General features: G+C 70.2%; 17 protein-coding genes. 8 read left to right on the forward strand and 9 right to left on the reverse strand.

Going from position 1 to position 18,730, the window contains the following annotated elements:
• The first annotated feature begins 15 nt into the window (after nt 1-15).
• From DFJ67_RS27095 to pstB, 6 genes are all read left to right on the forward strand, one after another.
• A complete protein-coding gene (locus DFJ67_RS27095; RefSeq protein ID WP_170215995.1) occupies nt 16-1,368 on the forward strand; it encodes an O-antigen ligase family protein in 1,353 nt (450 codons plus the stop codon).
• Nucleotides 1,365-1,802, forward strand: coding sequence for a hypothetical protein (locus tag DFJ67_RS27100; protein WP_116070610.1), 438 nt, complete (start codon nt 1,365-1,367; stop codon nt 1,800-1,802). Before DFJ67_RS27095 ends, DFJ67_RS27100 begins: the two co-directional genes overlap by 4 nt.
• 210 nt (nt 1,803-2,012) lie before the next feature.
• Complete coding sequence (gene pstS / locus DFJ67_RS27105; protein ID WP_116070611.1) at nt 2,013-3,116, forward strand: phosphate ABC transporter substrate-binding protein PstS; 1,104 nt, start codon at nt 2,013-2,015, stop codon at nt 3,114-3,116.
• A gap of 24 nt (nt 3,117-3,140) precedes the next feature.
• Nucleotides 3,141-4,124, forward strand: coding sequence for a phosphate ABC transporter permease subunit PstC (pstC, locus tag DFJ67_RS27110; RefSeq protein WP_116070612.1), 984 nt, complete (start codon nt 3,141-3,143; stop codon nt 4,122-4,124).
• A complete protein-coding gene (pstA, locus tag DFJ67_RS27115; RefSeq protein WP_116070613.1) occupies nt 4,121-5,197 on the forward strand; it encodes a phosphate ABC transporter permease PstA in 1,077 nt (358 codons plus the stop codon). Before pstC ends, pstA begins: the two co-directional genes overlap by 4 nt.
• A gap of 21 nt (nt 5,198-5,218) precedes the next feature.
• Nucleotides 5,219-5,995, forward strand: coding sequence for a phosphate ABC transporter ATP-binding protein PstB (gene pstB, locus DFJ67_RS27120; RefSeq protein WP_116070614.1), 777 nt, complete (start codon nt 5,219-5,221; stop codon nt 5,993-5,995).
• A 7-nt stretch (nt 5,996-6,002) separates the two neighbouring features.
• Here the strand turns inward: pstB and DFJ67_RS27125 are convergent, their stop codons facing one another.
• The 5 genes from DFJ67_RS27125 to DFJ67_RS27145 form a co-directional block, all read right to left on the reverse strand.
• The gene (locus DFJ67_RS27125) at nt 6,003-6,782 is read right to left on the reverse strand and encodes an SDR family NAD(P)-dependent oxidoreductase (protein WP_116070615.1); all 780 of its coding nucleotides are present in this window, start codon (nt 6,780-6,782) and stop codon (nt 6,003-6,005) included.
• Between the two features lie 24 nt (nt 6,783-6,806).
• Entirely contained in the window at nt 6,807-7,337 is a 531-nt protein-coding gene (locus DFJ67_RS43375) for a hypothetical protein (RefSeq protein ID WP_203783693.1), read from the reverse strand.
• A gap of 4 nt (nt 7,338-7,341) precedes the next feature.
• The gene (locus DFJ67_RS27135; RefSeq protein WP_147315616.1) at nt 7,342-7,851 is read right to left on the reverse strand and encodes a GNAT family N-acetyltransferase; all 510 of its coding nucleotides are present in this window, start codon (nt 7,849-7,851) and stop codon (nt 7,342-7,344) included.
• Nucleotides 7,852-7,891: 40 nt separating this feature from the next.
• Entirely contained in the window at nt 7,892-8,689 is a 798-nt protein-coding gene (locus tag DFJ67_RS27140) for a class I SAM-dependent methyltransferase (protein ID WP_203783695.1), read from the reverse strand.
• Between the two features lie 88 nt (nt 8,690-8,777).
• A complete protein-coding gene (locus DFJ67_RS27145; protein WP_170215996.1) occupies nt 8,778-11,405 on the reverse strand; it encodes an ATP-binding protein in 2,628 nt (875 codons plus the stop codon).
• A gap of 110 nt (nt 11,406-11,515) precedes the next feature.
• On the opposite strand from DFJ67_RS27145, the gene DFJ67_RS27150 reads away from it, so the two are divergent.
• Entirely contained in the window at nt 11,516-12,469 is a 954-nt protein-coding gene (locus DFJ67_RS27150; protein ID WP_170215997.1) for an AraC-like ligand-binding domain-containing protein, read from the forward strand.
• A gap of 3 nt (nt 12,470-12,472) precedes the next feature.
• On the opposite strand, the gene DFJ67_RS27155 is transcribed toward DFJ67_RS27150, so the two are convergent.
• Complete coding sequence (locus DFJ67_RS27155) at nt 12,473-12,769, reverse strand: hypothetical protein (protein WP_116070620.1); 297 nt, start codon at nt 12,767-12,769, stop codon at nt 12,473-12,475.
• A 64-nt stretch (nt 12,770-12,833) separates the two neighbouring features.
• Here DFJ67_RS27155 and DFJ67_RS27160 point away from each other — a divergent pair, with 64 nt between their 5' ends.
• On the forward strand, nt 12,834-13,580 hold the full coding sequence (locus DFJ67_RS27160; RefSeq protein ID WP_116076689.1) for an MBL fold metallo-hydrolase: 747 nt from the start codon (nt 12,834-12,836) through the stop codon (nt 13,578-13,580).
• A 42-nt stretch (nt 13,581-13,622) separates the two neighbouring features.
• Here DFJ67_RS27160 and DFJ67_RS27165 read toward each other — a convergent pair whose 3' ends face one another.
• From DFJ67_RS27165 to DFJ67_RS27175, 3 genes are all read right to left on the reverse strand, one after another.
• On the reverse strand, nt 13,623-17,600 hold the full coding sequence (locus tag DFJ67_RS27165; protein WP_116070621.1) for an SGNH/GDSL hydrolase family protein: 3,978 nt from the start codon (nt 17,598-17,600) through the stop codon (nt 13,623-13,625).
• An 88-nt stretch (nt 17,601-17,688) separates the two neighbouring features.
• The gene (locus DFJ67_RS27170; RefSeq protein WP_116070622.1) at nt 17,689-18,147 is read right to left on the reverse strand and encodes a DUF2690 domain-containing protein; all 459 of its coding nucleotides are present in this window, start codon (nt 18,145-18,147) and stop codon (nt 17,689-17,691) included.
• A 30-nt stretch (nt 18,148-18,177) separates the two neighbouring features.
• Nucleotides 18,178-18,645, reverse strand: coding sequence for a DUF2690 domain-containing protein (locus tag DFJ67_RS27175; protein ID WP_170215998.1), 468 nt, complete (start codon nt 18,643-18,645; stop codon nt 18,178-18,180).
• Between the last annotated feature and the right edge of the window lie 85 nt (nt 18,646-18,730).

Below are 18,730 nucleotides of genomic sequence, written 5' to 3' on the forward strand. Positions count from 1 at the left end.
CGGGGGGAAACCGCGATGATCGATGCACAGCCGTCCACTCTGGACGAGCGAGTCACTGGCCTGTCGGCGTCGTCAGCCGTGTTGCTCGCGGCGGTGGCGGCCGGCGTGCTCGCCCAGGGCGGGTTCTACCTCGGTGGCCGGCTGGTCGTTTGCGGCCTGGTCGCCGTTGCCGTGGTGATCGCCGCGACCACTGGGAGCCGGATCGACCGCCAGCTCGTGCCATTGGCGGCGGCCGCCGCCGGGCTCGCGGTGTGGACGGTCGCGCGAGGGTTGACCGCGGGTGGTCACTGGCCGACGGTGCTCGGCACGGTCGGCACCCTGGCCGTCTTCGTCAGCGCGGCCGCGCTGACGGTGCGGGCCGACGCCGGGGAGCGCGAGACGCTGGTGCGGTGGCTCACCGGTGTGGGCGCGCTGGTCGCCGTGACCGGGTGGATCGGCGCGGCGTTCCGGGTGCCGATCTGGGCGGTCGCTGTCGAAGGCCGGCTGTGGCGAGCGTCGTCGACGCTGACCTACCCCAACGCCGCGGCCGCGGTGTTGGGCGGGCTGGCCCTGCTGGCGCTCGCCTCGCTCGCGGCCCGGCCAGCCTCGACACCCCGCGCGCTGACCGCGTTCGTGCTCGTCACCGGCCTCGGCGCGACGCAGAGCCGGGCCGGCCTGATCGCGTTCGCCGCCGGCCTGGCCGTGCTCTGCGGGCTGCTCCGCCGGTTCTTCGCCGGGCCGTTGCTCGGTGCCGCCGTCGCGGTCGGTGCGCTCCTGCCGACGACGGCTGTCGATGCCGAGCCCAGGCCGTGGGTCGCGGCCGCAGGACTGGTGGTCGGTGCGCTCATCGCGCTGGTCCGCCACCGCGGTGCGCTCGTCGCCGTCCTTGCCGCGCTGGTGACGGTGACGGCGCTGGCGCACGCGCACTGGAGCGCGGTCGTCGCCAACCGAGGCACCCTCGCTTCGTGGGGCCGGAGCCACGCGACCTCTGCCGCGCTCGACCTGGTGGCCGCGCATCCCTGGGTGGGCACCGGACCCGGGCTGGCGCGTTTCGTCTGGCTCGACGACGCCGGTGACGCGGTCATCGCGCGCTTCGTGCACAACGAATACCTACAGCTGACCGTCGAACTTGGCCTGGTCGGCACCGCGCTGCTCGGCGTGCTGATCGCCGCCGCCGGGGCGATCGTCCTCCGCGCACGCGGCGGCTCGAGCCTGACGTGGGCCGGGAGCACCGCCGCGCTGGTCGGCTTCGCCGTGCACAGCGCCTTTGACTTCCTGTGGCAGCCGGCGGCACTGCCGCTGCTGGCCGGCCTGCTCATCGGACTGGCTGGTCAGACCGTCCGCAGTGAAGAGGTAGCACCATCCATCACAGGGGAGGAAGAAGAGTGACCAAACACAAGAGAGCACGTCTGCTGGTCGCCGGGGCGATCGCCGTGGGCGGGGCCCTCGCGATCGCGGTGCCGGCCGGCGCCGCCGTGCAACTGCAGTCGGAGTCGCCGGCCCGTGGCATCGCCAAAATCAACAAGACCGCGCAGATCAAGGCCAACGGTGCCGCCGGCGTGGTGACCATCCAGGTCAACTGCGTGCCGCAGCGGTCGTTCGACTCGCAGGTCACCGTCAGCCAGCGCGTGGGCGGGCAGGTGACCAGCGGCGTGACCTACCTCTACAACATTCGTTGCGAGGCCGACGGCACCAACAAGGTGAAGGCCTCGGTGGTTCCGGGCCCGAAGCCGTTCAAGCCGGGCGTCGCGTTCGCGACCGCTCGGGTCGACTTCTACCCGCAGAGCGACAGCGCGTCCCGCGAGATCACGTTCGTTCGCTGATCCAGACCGTGGGTCTCCGGGACGCCGGAGACCCACGCCGCGGTGCAGTCCAGAGTATCGCCCGTTTTGTGGTCTACCGCCTATTTCGCCTGAACAGTCACGAAGCCGGACGTTGTGGTTTTAACTCGTGCTGGTGGCTGGACTTCGTCCTGGCGCCCGGGGAGGCGGCTTCACGTCCCCTCAGGAAGCGACTCGAAGGGATCTCGTCAGGTGAAGCTCCAGCGGAACGGCTCGATCGCCTGTCTCGCACTGACGGCCGCGCTCACGCTGAGCGCGTGCGGAACCGACAGCAACGACACCGCCGCGACCGTGGCGGGCCCGCCCGCGGCGGCGATCAACTGCGCCACCGGCACGCTCAACGCGCAGGGCTCCTCCGCGCAGAAGAACGCCATGGACGAGTGGCGTAAGAACTACCAGCAGCAGTGCTCGGGGTCGACGATCAACTACGAGCCGACGGGGTCGGGCGCCGGCGTGCAGGCGTTCATCTCGGGCACCGCCGACTTCGCGGGCTCGGACACGGCGCTCACCTCGGCGCAGCAGCCGCAGGCCAACGCCCGCTGTGGTGGCAACCCCGCGGTCAACCTGCCGATGGTCGTCGGTCCGATCGCGGTCGCGTACAACCTCTCGGGTGTCGATAATCTTCAGCTCTCGCCCGGCACGCTTGCCAAGATCTTCGCCGGTGGCATCACGCAATGGGACGACGACGCGATCAAGGCCGACAACCCCGGTGCGTCGCTGCCGTCGACCACCATCCAGAGCGTGCACCGCTCCGACGAGTCGGGCACGACCGGCAACTTCACCGGCTATCTGACGGCCGCCGCCGGCGCTGACTGGACCTTCGGCCAGGGCCAGGCGTGGAAGGCACCGGGCGGCACGGGTTCCAAGGGTTCCGACGGTGTCGCGCAGTCGGTGAAGTCGACCGACGGTTCGATCGGCTACATGGAGTTGTCGTTCGCCGAGAACGCCGGGCTCAACATGGCAAAGATCAAGAACGGCGCCGGTCAGTTCCAGGAGTTGACGCCCGAGGCGGCCAGCAAGACGATCGAGGGCGCCCAGATCACCGGCGCCGGCAACGACGTCACGCTGAACATCAACTACGCCACGGCGGCGCCGGGTGCCTACCCGATCGTGCTGGTCACCTACGAGATCGTGTGCAGCAAGGGCGGCCCGTCCGGCAAGACCGCGCTGATCAAGGGCTTCCTCGGCTACACCGCGAGCTCCGAGGGCCAGGGCATCCTCAATGGACTGGGCTACGCGCCGCTGCCGGGCAACGTCCAGAGCCGGGTCCAGACCTCCGTCAACAACATCGCCTGATCCGACCAGCAGCGGAGCGAGCAGATGGTCAAGCCTGACCTGACGCCCGACGGTGGTCAGGTCAGTGGATGGCTGCCACGCCGCAAGGGTTTCGGTGCCGAACGCGCGTTCGGCACCCTTACCTTGCTCGCGGGCCTGATGGTCCTGGTGATCATCGTTGCGATCACCGTCTTCCTGATCGCGAAAGCGATCCCCGCCCTGCAAGCCGACACCGCCAACTTCATCACCGAGACCGACTGGTTCCCCAACCAGACCCCGCCCGAGTTCGGCATCGCCGCGCTCGCCTGGGGCACGCTGGTCACCTCGGTCATCGCGCTCGTCGTCGCCGTGCCGATCGCCCTCGGGATCGCGCTCTACCTCTCGCACTACGCGCACCGGCGGATCGCGACCACGTTCGGTTTCCTCATCGACCTGCTGGCGGCCGTGCCGAGTGTTGTGTTCGGACTGTGGGGCTTCACCGTCTTCATCGAGCCGGTGCGGACGTTCTCGGTCTGGCTCAACAAATACTTCGGGTGGCTGCCATTCTTCGACGGCATCGGCCCGTTCGGTCGCTCGTTCCTGCTGGGCGGCCTCGTGCTCGCCATCATGGTGCTGCCGATCGTCACCGCGCTCTCCCGCGAGGTCTTCATCCAGACACCCACCGCCAACGAGGAGGCGGCGCTGTCGCTGGGCGCGACCAGGTGGGAGATGCTCCGCACCGCGGTGCTGCCCTACGGCCGGCCCGGTGTCATCGCCGCGGTGATGCTCGGCCTCGGCCGCGCGCTCGGCGAGACCATCGCGCTCGCGCTGACCCTCGGCTTCATCAACGAGGTCACGCTCAACATCATCAAGAACGGCGGCAACTCGATCGCGGCCAACATCGCCAACGGATTCGGCGAGGCCGGCGAGGTCGGCCGCGGCGCACTGATCGCGTCGGGTCTCGTGCTGTTCGCCATCACGCTCGTCGTCAACATCGCGGCCCGCGCGGTCATCTACCGCCGGCGCGATTTCACGGAGTCCGCGGCATGACCGCTCCCGCACAGGCCCCGACAGGCCAGAACCAAGCACTTCGCGGCCGGCGTACGCCGCTGGTGGTGTTTGCCGTCATCGCCGTCATCGCGTTCGGGGTCTCGGCCGCGCTCTGTTACGGCGCCGGGATCGGCGGCTGGGTCCTCACGATCGTCATCGGCCTGATCCTCTACCTGGCGGGCGTGTTCGTCGCCGTCAATCGCGTCGAAGGTCGCCGGGCCGCCCGCAACCGCATCTGGAGCACGCTGATCCAGTTGGCGTTCGTACTCGCGCTGCTCCCGCTCGTCTCGGTGATCTGGACCTTGATCTCCAAGGGCACCGAGCGCTTCGACCTCAACTTCTTCACCACGTCGTTGAACAACACCGGCGCCCGCGACCCCGACGGCGGCGCCGTGCACGCGATCATCGGCACGCTGCAGCAGGTCGCCCTGGCGGCGTTCCTCACGATCCCGCTCGGTGTGCTGGCCGCTATCTACATCGTCGAGTACGGCCGCGGCCGACTGGCCCTGACGATCCGGTTCTTCGTCGACGTGATGACCGGCATCCCGTCGATCGTCGCCGGCCTGTTCATCCTGTCGTTCTGGGTGCTGATCGTGTCGCCCTGGTACAACAACGGCCAGCCCGCCTTCTCGGGTTTCGCCGCGGCACTGGCGTTGAGCGTGTTGATGCTGCCGACAATTGTGCGATCGACCGAGGAAATGCTGCGGTTGGTGCCGGCACCGCTGCGCGAGGGCGCCTATGCGCTGGGCGTACCCAAATGGAAGACCATCCTGAAGGTGGTCATTCCGACCGCCCTGCCCGGCATCGTCACCGGGATCATGTTGGCCATCGCGCGTGCGGCGGGGGAGACCGCGCCGGTACTTTTAGTAGCAGGCGGCACCGCCGCCGTAAATATCAACCCATTCAACAACAACCAGTCGTCGCTGTCCCTTTTCGTGTTCCAGCAAGCGAGCGACGCATCCCGATTCTCACCGGCGCGAGCCTGGACGGCGGCGCTCACTCTGGTGGCGCTAGTGCTCATCCTCACCATTGCCGCCAAGCTCATAGCCGGGCGCAACCGCATTCGCCGTTGATCCGGCAGGGGACTGACAGATATGGCCAAGCGCGTCGAAGCGTCCGGTGTCACCGCCTACTACGGGGCGTTCAAAGCGATCGACGACATCAACCTCATAGTCGATCCGAAGACGGTCACCGCCATCATCGGCCCGTCGGGCTGCGGCAAGTCGACGTTCCTGCGCGCCATCAATCGGTTGCACGAGGTCCTCCCCGGTGCCCGGGTCGAGGGCAAGCTGACGATCGACGACGAGAACATCTACGAGAAAGACGTCGACGTCACCGCCGTACGCCGGATGATCGGCATGGTCTTCCAACGCCCCAACCCGTTCCCGACGATGTCGATCTTCGACAACGTCGTGGCCGGCTTGCGCCTCAACGGTATGCGCCGCAAATCCGTGCTCCACGAAGCGGCCGAGAAGGCGCTGCGCTCGGCCAACCTGTGGGACGAGGTCAAGGACCGGCTGAACAAGCCCGGCGCGGGCCTGTCAGGTGGTCAGCAGCAGCGGTTGTGCATCGCCCGGACGATCGCGGTCGAGCCGCAGGTCGTGTTGATGGACGAGCCCTGCTCGGCGCTCGACCCGATCTCCACGCTGGCGATCGAAGACCTGATGTTCAAGCTGAAGGACAGCTTCACCATCATCATCGTGACGCACAACATGCAGCAGGCGGCCCGCGTCTCCGACCGCACAGCGTTCTTCTCGATCGAGAAAACCGGCGACCCCGGCCGGCTCATCGAATACGACACGACACAGAAGATCTTCAACAGCCCGGGCGAGCGGAAGACCGAGGACTACATCACGGGCCGGTTCGGCTGACGGCGTCCTATGAAAACGGGCCGCGCACGGTGACCCCGCCGTCGACGCCGAGGCTCTGCCCGGTCACGTAGGACGACAGCGGCGAGGCCAGGTAGACGGCGGCCGCGGCGGCGTCGTCGGGAACGCCGAGCCGGCGCAGCGGGATCTCTGGCACGTCGTCGGCGGCCTGACCGGTGTTGGCCACCGCGGTCGAGATGGCGCCGCAGGCCACGACGTTCATCCGGATCCCATCCGCGGCGTATTCCGCGGCGACGGTCTTGGCCAGACTCACCAGCCCGGCCTTGGCGGCGCCGTAGCTGGCCTGCATCGGCGCGGCCATCGTCCCGGTGACCGAACCGACGCTGACGATCGACCCACCCTGACCCTGGGCCAGGAACGCGCGGATCGCCGCCCGGACCGCGCGGGCCACATAACCAAGGTTCATCTCGTAGGCGAGGTCCCAGTCGTCGTCGCTCATCTCGTGCAGCCGGACGGCCGGCACGAACGCGACCTGCCCACCCACAACGGTGACGAGCGTGTCGAGCCGACCGAACTCGGCGACGGTGGCGCCGACGAACTCGTCCGCGGCCGACCGCGACCGCACGTCACCGGCGAGCGCGAGCGCGCGGGCGCCCGACCCGGTCAACTCGGCGACGGCAGCTTCTGCCCGGCCCGGGTCGATATCAGCGACGGCGACGGCCGCACCGGCAGCGGCGAACGCCCGCGAGATCGCCCGCCCGATCCCGTCACCCCCACCCCCGATGACCAGCGCATTCCTGCCATCAAGGGGCCGAGTCCAGTTGATCATGGATGAATCATTCCACATCGCGCGTCAACGGATCTCCGCGAAGCCGTGCCCCGCCATCCGGGCGACGACCGCCTCGATGGCCTCCTTCGAAACGGTCGGGACGACAACCAGAGTCCGCTCGGCGAAGTAACCGGGCCCTGCTAGTGCGCTCTGGATCTCCTGCGCCAGCCGGGTCGGGTCGTAGAAGGTGACCACCTTGTCGCCGCCGGCCCAACGGACCGTTACCTCGATCCACCCCTTGGCCTCGGTCATCGTCCAGTCGTATTCGTCCAGGTCGTGGGGATAGCCGACCTGCACGGCGGCGGCGGCTTCGGTGCCGTGTTCCCGGAGCGTCCGCAGGACCTCGCCGGGGTCCCGTCCGGTCGCGGCGGCCAGGGCGGTTACCGCGTCTGCCGCCAGAGCCGTGAGGTTGAACGCCGCCGCGGCCGCATCCTCCTTGGTCGCGGCGTCGGTGACGTTGTAGAGCTCCGCGTCGTCGTCCGCAAGGTAGGCGGCCACACCATCGAGGGCAGCCTGGCGCAGCCGGGCGCTGCGCTGTCGGTTGAGCTTCCTCATCGATTCAGTGTCTCGTGTCAGCCGGAGCGTCCAGGAGAAGCTCGTATAGGTAGTGGTCTCCGTCGGTGCCGGTTTGGCGGAATCCGGCACGTTCGAGGGTTCGTTGTGAAGCGACGTTGTCCGCGGTGGTGTCGGCGACGACCCGGTCCAACCCTTGGCCGGCCGCGACGGTTAACAGCGCGGCGAGGGCCTCCGCGGCGTAGCCGTTGCCGCGGGCCGATGGGGACAGGCCGTAGCCGACCTCGACCGACCCGTCGGCAGGCTGGCCCTTGAAGCCGATCCCGCCGATGGCCTGACCATCGGCGGCCCGGGTGATCTGGTAATGCCCGAACGGCCGCTGGTCTCCGTGGGCAGCCGTAGCGCGGAGAAACGCCGTGATGCCCATGACGTCGCCGTCGAACGGGTAGTCGTCGGCCCAGGTGTCGCCGGCACCGGCCCGCCGCGCGACGATGCGTTCACCCTCCGCGGTGTCGATGGCGTGCAGGTGCAGGCGCTGCGTTTCGATGTCGGTCACGGCAACAGCGAAGCAGCCGCCGACCCCGCCCACAATCCGATTACGGCTTGCCTACGACGGCCTCCAGGTAGTCCATCCGCAGCACCAGCGTGGCGTCGTCGGAGACGTTGAAGCGCTTGACCACCTCGACCATCTCGGCCCTCAGGTCGGCCGCGCGGTCCGCCTCCAGCGCGTTGAGCGCCTTGTGGGTCGGGCCGTAGAAAGCGCCGAAGAACTCGGCCTGGTGTTCCGGCGACGGGAACCGCCACAGGAACTCGCGCGCCGGCGCCGAGATGGTCACCTCGGGGCCGAACAGCTCCCGCAGGCGGTCGGCGCTGCCCCAGAGCGCCGGCGGCAGCAGCCCGGGCGGCGGCGGCACGTAGCGGCCGAGGGTCTGGAAGAGCTGGCCGACGTAGCTGTCGGGGGTCCAGTTGACCATGCCGATCCGGCCGCCGGGGCGGCACACCCGCAGCAGTTCGGCCGCCGTTTTCTCCTGGTCGGGTGCGAACATGGCGCCGCACGTCGACAGGACCACGTCGAAGGAGTCGTCGGCGAAGGGCAGGACCTCGGCGTCGGCCTCCTGGAACGACGCCTCCAGGCCTTCGGCCCGGGCCCGCTGCCGGGCGCGTTCCAGCAGCGCGGGCACGTAGTCGACGCCGACGACCTGGCAGAAGCGGCGGGCGGCGGCGAGGCTGGCGTTTCCGTTGCCACACGCCACGTCGAGCACCCGCTCGCCGGCGCGCAGGTCGACGGCCTCGCACAACAGCTCCGCCGTGAGCAGCAGGCGGGTGCCCACCGCCGAATAGTCGCCCGAGGCCCAGGTCGCCTGCTGCCGCTGCTTGATGATGGTGGTGTCCACTGTGCTTCCTCCCGGTCGCGACCTGCCGTCCAGGTCGGTCAGGGAAACGCTAGGAGGCATCCGGCGTCGACGGATCGGGGTCGCGTCCTCAACTCCCGCCTGCCGGCTCCCCATCTTTCGCCCGGGCGATCCCCAGTCCACCGGCGAGCGCGGCGGCCTCACGACGAGACCCGACACCGAGCTTCGCGAGTACGGCGGAGACGTGGTGCCCGACCGTCTTGGCCGACAACGACAGCCGCGCGGCGATCTCGGCGTCGCTTAGGCCGTCGGTCAGCAGGACGAGCACCTCGACCTGGCGGCCGGTGAGGCCGGCCGGGTTGGCGGCGGTGGCCCGGATCGGCCCGCGGGGAACACGCAGGTTGCCGCGGGTCCGCAGCTCGCGCCGCAGCCGCTGACCCGTCTGGTGTGCGCCGAGCGCATCGAGCAGCCCCAGGCCCTCCAGCGCGGCTTCGTCGTCGTCACCGAGACCCAGGGCCAGAGCGCGGTGGTACGGGCAGCCGAGCGCCTGCCACGCCTCGGCGGCCGCGCCCCAGTCGCCGTTCAGCAGGAAACGGTACGGCTCCGCTACCGTGAGGCCGGCCGGCAACGACGCGAGCGCTCCCGCTCGTCGCAGCCAGAACGCCAACTCTCCGGCGAACCACGGCTGGTCGGCTTCGACGGAAAGCTCGTACACCTCGGCGGTCTGCTCGATGCCCAGGTCGGCTGCGCCGGCCAGCCAGAGGTATTCGGCGCGGGCCGCGACCGCAGGCCCCATCCACTGTAGATCTCCGGTCGCGAAGGCCCGCTCGGTGGCCTCCTCCAGCGTGGCGCCGGCGTCCGGGTCACCGCGGCGGGCCCGCAGCAGGCCCAGTGGCACCAGCGCGTCGACCATCCGCGCGCCGCCGTGGACCTGCTCGGCCAGCGCCGCGTGCGCGTCGCGCTCCGCACCGGCCCAATCACCTTTGTCCAGGCGGAAGCGGGCCCGGTGGCCGAGCAGGTGCTGGGTGTATCCGGCCAGCTCGCGAGCCTGGGTGAAGGCGAGCGCCCGCTCCAGGTCGTCGTGGGCGTGCCGATAGTCGCGCAGCTCCGCCGACGTGGTGGCCAGGTTGGTCAGGGCCCGGGCGGCATGGTCGTCCAGCCCGGACGCGAGCGCGACCTGCACACCCTCCTCGAGGTCGGCTCGTCCCCGCTCGTCGCCGCGTTGGAGCAGGGCGGTGCCGATGTTGGTCAGGGCGTGGCTCAGCGTCTCCTGGTCGGCGAACTGCCGGGCCAGCGCGATGGCCTGGGTCGCCCACCCCGCCGCCGATTCGGTGCGGTAGGCGAGCATGTCCAACTGGGCCTGGTTGCTGTAGGCCATCGCGAGGGGCCGGCCGGGTGGCTCGTCACGCAGCACGGCGATGGCCTTGGCCGCCGCGTCTTCCGCCTCCCGCCGGTTGCCGTCCCACCAATGCAGCCGCGACAGCCAGCGCAGGCCGTCGCCGACCTTCTCCCGGTCGCCGGCCGCCTCGCGGAGGCGCAGCGCCGACCGGCGGGCCGAGACCGCCTCGGCGGACAGCCCCGACAGGTAGCACTCGACCGAATAGCCCTCCAGCAACTCCGCGGGCACCGGCGCACCGAGCCGCTCGGAATGGGTGAGCACCGCGCGGTAATGCCCGACGGCTTCCCGGTGGGCGGCGACCGCGGCCGCCTGCCGGGCCGCTTCCGGGCCGTAGCGCAGGACGGCGCCGTCGTCACCGGCCTCCCGGGCGTGGTGCATCAGCCTGGCCACGTCGACCGGCCGGTCGAGGCCGCCCGTCAACACGGTCAGGATCCGCCTGTTGAGCTCCCGGCGGCGCAGCACGGACAGCGATCCCTCGACCGCCCGCCGCAGCAGCTCGTGGCGGTAGCCGATCGTGTCGTCGCCGACGACGAGCAGCCCGGCCGACACCGCCGCGTCGACCGCCTCGGTCGGCACGTCGAGCGCCCGCTCCAACAGCCAGAGCTCGGTCGAGCTGGGTATGACGGCGACGAGTTGGAGGACCGCACGCGCGTCGTCGCGCAGACCGCCGACCCGCGCCAGGACCAGGTCGGCGATGGTCATCGGCACGTCGGCGTCGGCGGCGGCCAGCACCTCGGTCACCAGCAGCGGGTTTCCGCCGGTCAGCGCCAGCAGCCCGGCGGCGGGGCGGCCGGCCCGCCGGGCCAGCACCGCGACCGCCGCCTCGGACAGGGCTTCGAGCGGCAGTCGCCGCACCACGTCCGCGGGCATCCTGCCGACGACGGCACGCAGGGGATGGTCAACGGCGAGTTCGTCGTCGCGGTAGGTGACGATCAGCAGCGCGTTCGTGCTCGCGATCCGCCGGCCGAGGAACACCAGCAGGTCCAGCGTCGCCTCGTCGGCCCAATGGGCGTCTTCGACCACCACCACCTGCGGGCGATCGCCTCCGCCGAGCTCGTCGAGCACCGCCGCGAAGAGCTGTTCGCGGGAGCCGCCGGCCGTCAGCAGCGCGGCCAGCCGGCCACCCGTCTGGCGTCCGAGATCGTGCAGCGGACCCAACGCCCGGGGCGTGAGCAGCGGGTCACAGGCACCGAGCAGGAACCGCGCGTCGGCGGCGTGCCGCTCGGTGAAGCCGCGGACGAGTGTCGACTTGCCGATCCCGGCCTCGCCGGTGACCAGCACGACGCGGCCCCGCACCGCGGTCGCGGCCAGCGCCTCGTCGAGCTCGGCCAACAGGGCAGAGCGTTCGAGCAGTTCCATCACGGCGACGCTACGCGGCGCGGCCCGCAACCCGCGACGGCCCGGATGCGTCATGGAGGCATGGGGATCGATGGGAGGTCCCTCGGGGGCGAGGAGATCCAGCCGTGTTGGTGGCCAGGTTTGACACGACTGATGTGCCGGCGGAGCTGCGGTTCGCCGCCTGGCACGAGCTGACGTCAACTGCTCTGATCAGCACCGCCGTCGCAGCGGATCACGTCGACGACTTCGACGCGTCGATCGAGGTTGTCGACCTGGGCCGCGTTCAACTGTCCAAGATCTGCTATCCGCCGTTGCGGGTCACCCGGTCGAGCCGGCACATCCGCCAGTCCAATCCCGATGTTCTCTACCTGACCGTGCCCGTGCGCGGCGTGCTGACCGTCGACCACGCCGACCGTGATCCCACTGTCGGTTCGGGCGAGTTCACCATGATCGACACCTCGCTGCCGGGCGTGGTCGCCAATCGCGAGCCGGTCGAGCAGTTCATCATCCACGTCCCGCGCGCCGAGATGCCGATGCGGCCCGCCGACCTCCCGGCCCTGCTGGCGCGGCCCTTCCCGGTCGGTGAGGGGCTGGGCGGTCTGCTGCTCACGGCGGTGCGGCACATCATCGGCACGGGTGACCGCTACGCACCCGAAGACGGCGCGCGGCTGGCCTCCGTGCTCATCGACCTGGTCGCGGCGCTGCTGGCGGAGACCGTCCGCGAGGTCGCCGCCGCCCGCGACGCCCAGCAGCGGCTTCTCCAACACCGGATCCTCGACTTCATCGAACGACACCTGACGGACCCCGCGCTGTCGCCATCGGTCATCGCCGCGGCGCACAACATCTCCCTGCGTTACCTGCATCTGCTGTTCCAGAGCCAGGCCCTGACGGCCGCCGCCTGGATCCGCCAGCGCCGGCTCGACCGGTGCCGTCGCGACCTGCGCAACCCCGGGCTGGCGCGCCAGTCCGTCGCCGCGGTCGGCGCCCGCTGGGGCTTCACCGACGCGACCGCGTTCAGCCGGGCGTTCAAGCAGACCTTCGGGATGCCGCCCGGCGAATACCGCCAGCTTCACGTGCAGTGCTGAGGCTCAGGCGGGGTCAGGGAGGTAGCTTGACAGGGTCCTTTTGATCAGCGCGTTGAAGGCATATCCCCAGAGGCGGGTGCCGCGGAAGATGTGTGACCTCCCGGCCGCGAGGTCGACGATGGCGGGCTGCGCCATGACCGCGAAGCCACCCAGGTTGAGCCGGTGAGGGCGTTGGCTGATCGCGACGGCGCCCGCGTCGGCACTCTCCGCCACCAGGACCGGCAGCACGATCACGCCCGACTGCATGCCGCGCCACTGGCCCTTGCGCTCGACGGCCAGATAGGTGTCCGCGTCAATCATCCGGGGTCCTCCCATCGATGACGCGAGGGTACGCTTCGACCGCAATGAGTGAGGTCCCGTGGAGATGAGCGGCTGGTATCGGCAAACGCCGGTGGGTGACAACCTGATCCGGGTGTCGGAACCACACGTCCACGCGCTGTTGGCGGCCAACCTGTGGTGGCTGCGCGGCACCGACCGCGACATCGTCATCGACAGCGGCCTGGGAGTCGTCGCCCTGCGCGACGAGATCCCGGCGATGTTCGAGCGCGACCCGATGGTGGTGCTCACCCACTCGCACCTCGACCACGCGGGCGGGGCCCACGAGTTCCGGGAGCGGGCCGCGCACGCCACCGAGGCACCGACGCTGGCGGCCGGGCCGCCGGCAAGCCTGTACGGCGCGGAGCTTTACCAGAAAATGGGCATCCCGGACGACGAACCCGCGCCGGAGTTGTTGATCGATGAGCTGCCACACAACGACTACGACCCGCGCGGCTATCGCGTCGAGCCGGCACCCCTGACCCGCCTGCTCGATGACCAGGACCGGATCGACCTGGGCGGCCGCACGCTCACCGTGCTGCATCTGCCCGGCCACTCGCCGGGAAGCATCGCCCTGCTGGAAGAGCACACCGGGGTGTTGTTCTCCGGCGACGTCATCTACGACGACGACGAGCTGATCGACTTTCTCCCGGACTCCTCCATACCGTCCTACCGGCAGAGCATGAAGCTCCTCGCGGGCCTGGCCGTTTCCGTCGTGCACCCGGGGCACGACCACTCCTTCGACCAGGCCCGACTGCACCAGTTGGCCACCAACTATCTGGAGCGCACGAACTGACCGCGCGGGCCCGGCAGGAGTCGCCGGGCCCGCGCGGTCCCTTCACCAGCGGTAGTTGACGGTCGCCAGCAGGGCACCGACGGCGTTGGCGTAGGCGCGGTAGCCGGCGGCGTTCGGGTGGAACGATCCCGCGCCCGTGTTGCTGTCGTTGGGCTCGCTGTCGTCGTCGTCCGGGCGGAACAGGTCGCCGGCGATCCAGCCGTTGAGCCAGTTCTCGTTGCTGTCGACCGTGCCGAGCTCGTGGCTGGCGAAGTCGTCGGTCACGTCGACGCCGTAGATCCCCGGGCCGTAGTCGTCGTAGATCAGCTCGGCCGTGGCCACCCCGCTCATCTCGTTGAGCCAGTCCACCTCGTCCGCGGTGATCCCGATGGCCACGCCCGGGAACGGGTTGAGGTCGTAGGTGGTGCCGTCGCGGAACAGCTGCGGATAGCCGGCCAGCACGATCACCGCGTTGGGTGCCCGCTCTCTGACCTCCTGGAGCACCCGGCGGACGTCGGTCTTGATGCTGCCGCGCAACCGCGTCTCCGTGGCCTCGGTCACCGGTGCGGTGTCACCGTCGAGCCGATAGCCGTCGAGGCAGTCGTGGAACGCGCAGGCCTTGACGATGTCGGCCCACCGGGTGTCGTTGGCGCCGACGGTGAGCAGCGCCAGCGTGGTGTTCTCGTCGAGGAAGCCCTGGTCGAGCTGGGCCAGCTCGCGATCGTCCATCGGCCCCGGCAACTCCATCGACGCCGCTCGCGGCGCCGGTGCGCCGGACATCGTACGCGTGGCCATGACGTTGTGGGTCCTGGCTCCGGCGCAGGCGATGTGGTGGAAGTCGACGTTCGGCTGGAACGCGTCGTCGAGGTCACCGATCGATCCGAGTCCCGGGGTGCCGGGGATCGAGACTCCGCGTGACCACGCTCCCGGGCTCCGCTTGCAGCCGTCCTTCGCCGACGAACCCGCGTATTGGTCGGAGACCCTGGCGTAGTTGCCCACGCCCTCGCCCGACGAGATCGAGTCGCCCAGCGCGACCACGAAATGCCGGGGTTCGGCGGTGAGCGGCTGCACCGCCACAGCGTCCCAGGCGATGTCCTCCAGGAAGGCACCGTCGGCCGTGACGTTGGAGAGCTGGATGCGGGCGTTGCCGTTGCCCCGGAAGTCGAAGACGCCGATGTCGAGCCACTTGTTGGCCTCCCACCGGGTCGGGATCGCGCGGTGGTGGTTGCTGGTCGCCTGTCCTGGCAGGTAGACCTTGTAGTCGGCCTGCCGGGTGTGCGCGCCGTGGTCGGGCACGTGCACGAAGACCCGGGTCCAGGCGTTCACCGGACCCACCGTCCAGGTTCCGGTGATCTTCAGCGGGGCGTTCCCGCCGTCGCCCGACATCGTGTGTGCGAACCAGAAATGCCCGCCGAACCCGCCACCGATCTGATGGAGGTCCACTTTGGAAGGATAGATAGGCTGGCCCTGCACGCCCGTCATGGAGCCGAACGTCCAGTCGAACGAGCCGGTTCTGTTGAATGTCGGTGTGCAGCCCTCCGGCCCGAGCGCGAACTCCGTGTTGATGTCGTCGACGATCTTCGAGCCCGATGGCAGGCCGTGCAGGGAGCAGGTGCCGTCGGCGTTGACCGGCGTGGCATACATGTTGTCGGCGAACGGCCGCGGCTCGACCGAGGTGTAGACCCGGCGCTCGACGCCGCACGAGATCGAGCAGTCGACCCACGTCACCGGCCCGTGCCACTTGCACATCAGGTCGTCGCGCAGGCAGGCGCCGGCGGCGGTGCCGGGGAAGTCACCGGGCACGTGCTGCGCCGCGGGGTCGCACTCGTTGACGCTCGGCGCGCAGAACGTGAACCGGCCCGGCTGCGAGAAGAACGTGCCCCGGTTGAGCGCGGGCGTGTAGGTCGGTTCCCACGACTGCGAGCCATAGTCGAACCGGCGCACCGACGTGTAGGCGAACCCGACGACCCGCTCCGGGTAGGACCAGTGGTTGGGGTGTTTCGCGTTGTCGTAGCCGATGTCGTCGTCGACGGCCGGCTGGCCGTCGTGCGCCGGCACGTCCAGCGGCGCGGTCAGGAACATCTGACGATCCGCGGGGTAGTCCTGATTGGCGACGTTGTTAGCCCAACCCACACCCCACGGCGCGCCGCCCGACTGGGGATAGAAGCCGGTGTTGTAGGCCCAGATCGCGAACCACCAGTTCTCGATGTAGCCGGGATCGCCGTTGTTGGCCACCAGCCCGGCCGACCGCGTCTGGTTCCACTTGTCCTGGAGGATCCGCAGCGCGGCCGAGACGTTGGTCGCGTAGTCGAGCGCGACGGCCTTCTGCTTCGTGGCGTCCCAGGTGATGCCGGCGGCGGTCGTGCCGGTGTCGGCCGCGCGCATGCCGGTCGTCACCTGTCCGACGCCGTAGCCGCAGTCGGCGTGCGACCAGTCGATGTCGCGCGGGTCGGCCTGGCCGGAGGCCTCGATGCCGTAGTAGCCCGAGGAGGTCAGCGGGTTGCCGGCCGAACCGTCGACGACGTGGAAGCTGGCCTGCCACAGGTTGGACTCCTGGGCGAGGATGCCCAGCAGCACCTGGGCCGGCACCGAGCCGCCGCCGACCAGGGGCAGAGACGGGAAGAGCCCTTGCGGTGAGTACGCGGGCAGGCCGTTGTTGGCCCAGTTGCCCGCTCGCTGGAAGGTGAGCTGGCCGCGTACCGCCAGGTCGGCCGCCCACTCCACCTGCGCCGGTGTCGGCTGGTAGACCTGGATCTCGGGATCGTTGCGCGGCACGGCGCAGGTCCGGTCGGGATCGTAGGGGACGGTCGAATAGTCCGGTGCCGACAGCCGTGCGCCGGACCGTTCGCCGGCCGGTTGCCGCCCGGCCGGTGACAGCACCCGGCCGGCGCCGGTCACCGTGGGCTTCACCGAGAAATCCACCTTCGCGCCGCTCGCGAGCTCCGCGGAGATCTGCACGCGCTCGGCGCCCTCACCGGACTCGGCGTCCTGCCCCCGGGAGACACCGGGCGTGCCGGCAGCCGCCTCCCGTCCGGTCGCCGACCCGGTGACGACGAGCGCTCCGGTGGTCGAGGGCTCGCTGTCGGGCTCGGCGTCGACGGCGCGCCACCCGGACGGCAACCGCCCGGCGGTCCGCTCGCGTGCCTTCCCGCCGATCGCGTAGACGTGGCCGCCGGCGCCCGGCCGCAGCCGGACCGTTCCGGGCGGCACTGTCGCCACGGTGCTGACCTTGCCGGCCGCGTACCGGCTGAGCTGGATGTCGTTGCCGTGTTTGACCTGGAACGCGAGCGCGCCCGTCCCGTCGGCCATCAGTCGGTGCGGGCTCCCGCTGGTGCGGGCCAATTCCGAGACGGCGCCGTTGCCCCCGATGGACACCAACGCGTCGCCCTTCACGCCCGCCAGGCCGCTCCGGTAGGGCAGCGCCGACGTCACCTGCCCCACGGCGCGGACGGCGCGCACCGTCGCCCTGGCCGCGTCGACAGTGCCGAGCCAGGTGCTGGCCGGCCCGGCGCCGGTCGCCTCGAGCCGCGACAGCACCGCCGTCTCGGACGTGCCGCAGCCGGGGTTGTAGTAGGCCAGCGAGACGCGTTCGGCCAGTTTGGTCACGGTCCCGTCGGCCAGGTCGACGACGGCGGCGAACCCGCCCGCACGCATCGACTCCTCGTGGTTGACGAACTGCCGCGGCGCGTAGACGACCACCGCGCGGCGGCCCGAACCGGTCACGCAGAGCTGGCCGATCCACTGGTCGGTCTCGAAGCCGGGCTCGGCCAGCGTCGCGACGGTGCGCCAGCGGTAGGCCTGGTTGGCGTTGGCAACGAGCACGTGCAGGCCGGTCTCGTCGCTGGAGGTCGTCACCGCCCGGTCCGGCGACCTCCGCCAGCCGGAGGCGAGCGTCTTGTCCGGGGTGGGCACGCGGTCAGGGCTGGGTTCGGCCGGGGCGGTCGCGCCGGCGTTGGGTGGCTCGGCGGCCGAGGCGGCCGGAGCCACCAGCAACGCCGCGGCGCAGAGCAGCGCGGCGGCCGCCGCCAGGGAGGTTCTCATGGACTATGCACCTCGCACAGGTTTCGGGTCAGGAAGGCGGCGGACCTGCCCGGCGCCCGGACAGGTCCGCTCGAAGGTTGACGACGTGCTAGAAGCGGCCGGTGCACCAGCCGAAGTCGCTGGCGTTCTTCATGCACGCCTGCACGTAGTGCCCGTAGGTGTGCATGGCGGTCCATTGGCTCTGTCCGGCGACCGTCTGCTCGACATACTTGGTCTCCACCCGCAGCAGGGTCCCGCCGCTGGCCGCGCTCCACGCCTGGAGCTTGAGGTAGTGATACTGCGGGTAGCCGGTCAGGCCGCCGGTCACCCGCGCCCACGCCGCGAAGCAGGTTGGCGAATAGCGCAATTCGACGGTGTACGGGCTTTCGGGATTGATCGCCTGGAGCGTGCGGGCGTCGGCGTTGCATCCGTTGGTCTGCGGGTCGAGGTAGTTGCACGAGGTGCCGTAGCAGCTGGCGGCCATGGCCGGGGTCGCGACCACGAGCGTCCCGGATATGCCGGCCACGAGCATCGCGAGGACAGCGACCAGTCGTCGGGTTCTGGACATGTCTCCTCCTTGGATCACTGACGCGGGGTTCTAGAACCGGCCGGTGCACCAGCCGAAGTCGTTGGCGTCCTTGATGCACGCCTGCACGTAGTTGCCGTAGCTGTGCATGGCCGTCCAGACGCTCTGGCCGGCGGGCGGCAGCTCGTCGATGTGCCGGGTCTCCACCCGCAGCAGGGTGCCGCCCGACGCCGCGCTCCAGACCTGGAGCTTCAGGTAGTGGTAGCGGGGACCGCCGCCGCCACCCAACCGGCTCTTGGCCCGCGCCCACGCCGCGTAGCAGCTGGGGGAGTAGCGCAGCTCGACGTCATACCAGCCCTCGGGATCGATGGCCTGGATGTTGCCCGCGTCGGAGCTGCACCCGTTGGTCTGCGGGTCGAGGTAGTTGCACGAGTCGGCCCAGCAGCTGGCGGCCAGGGCCGGGCTGGCGACGACGAGGGTGGAGGACATCGCGGCCACGAGCATGGCGAGGACAGCGACCAATCGGCGGGTTCTGGACATGTCTCCTCCTGTGTCCATGGATTGCTGTGAATCAGCCTCGACGCCGGGGGCACTACGGCCGCTATGCGTTCGCTATGCTCATCCC

The sequence above is a fragment of the Asanoa ferruginea genome, from assembly GCF_003387075.1.
In the GTDB taxonomy this organism is placed as follows: Bacteria; Actinomycetota; Actinomycetes; order Mycobacteriales; family Micromonosporaceae; genus Asanoa; species Asanoa ferruginea.

What these genes read in the sequence shown, in the direction of transcription:
- pstC (WP_116070612.1), top strand. Translation starts at nt 3,141, where the DNA reads ATGGTCAAGCCTGACCTGACGCCCGACGGTGGTCAGGTCAGTGGATGG.
- pstA (WP_116070613.1), top strand. Translation starts at nt 4,121, where the DNA reads ATGACCGCTCCCGCACAGGCCCCGACAGGCCAGAACCAAGCACTTCGC.
- DFJ67_RS27165 (WP_116070621.1), bottom strand. Translation starts at nt 17,600, where the DNA reads ATGAGAACCTCCCTGGCGGCGGCCGCCGCGCTGCTCTGCGCCGCGGCG.
- DFJ67_RS27095 (WP_170215995.1), top strand. Translation starts at nt 16, where the DNA reads ATGATCGATGCACAGCCGTCCACTCTGGACGAGCGAGTCACTGGCCTG.
- DFJ67_RS27170 (WP_116070622.1), bottom strand. Translation starts at nt 18,147, where the DNA reads ATGTCCAGAACCCGACGACTGGTCGCTGTCCTCGCGATGCTCGTGGCC.
- pstB (WP_116070614.1), top strand. Translation starts at nt 5,219, where the DNA reads ATGGCCAAGCGCGTCGAAGCGTCCGGTGTCACCGCCTACTACGGGGCG.
- DFJ67_RS43375 (WP_203783693.1), bottom strand. Translation starts at nt 7,337, where the DNA reads ATGAGGAAGCTCAACCGACAGCGCAGCGCCCGGCTGCGCCAGGCTGCC.
- DFJ67_RS27175 (WP_170215998.1), bottom strand. Translation starts at nt 18,645, where the DNA reads ATGTCCAGAACCCGCCGATTGGTCGCTGTCCTCGCCATGCTCGTGGCC.
- DFJ67_RS27155 (WP_116070620.1), bottom strand. Translation starts at nt 12,769, where the DNA reads ATGATTGACGCGGACACCTATCTGGCCGTCGAGCGCAAGGGCCAGTGG.
- DFJ67_RS27160 (WP_116076689.1), top strand. Translation starts at nt 12,834, where the DNA reads ATGAGCGGCTGGTATCGGCAAACGCCGGTGGGTGACAACCTGATCCGG.
- DFJ67_RS27145 (WP_170215996.1), bottom strand. Translation starts at nt 11,405, where the DNA reads ATGGAACTGCTCGAACGCTCTGCCCTGTTGGCCGAGCTCGACGAGGCG.
- DFJ67_RS27125 (WP_116070615.1), bottom strand. Translation starts at nt 6,782, where the DNA reads ATGATCAACTGGACTCGGCCCCTTGATGGCAGGAATGCGCTGGTCATC.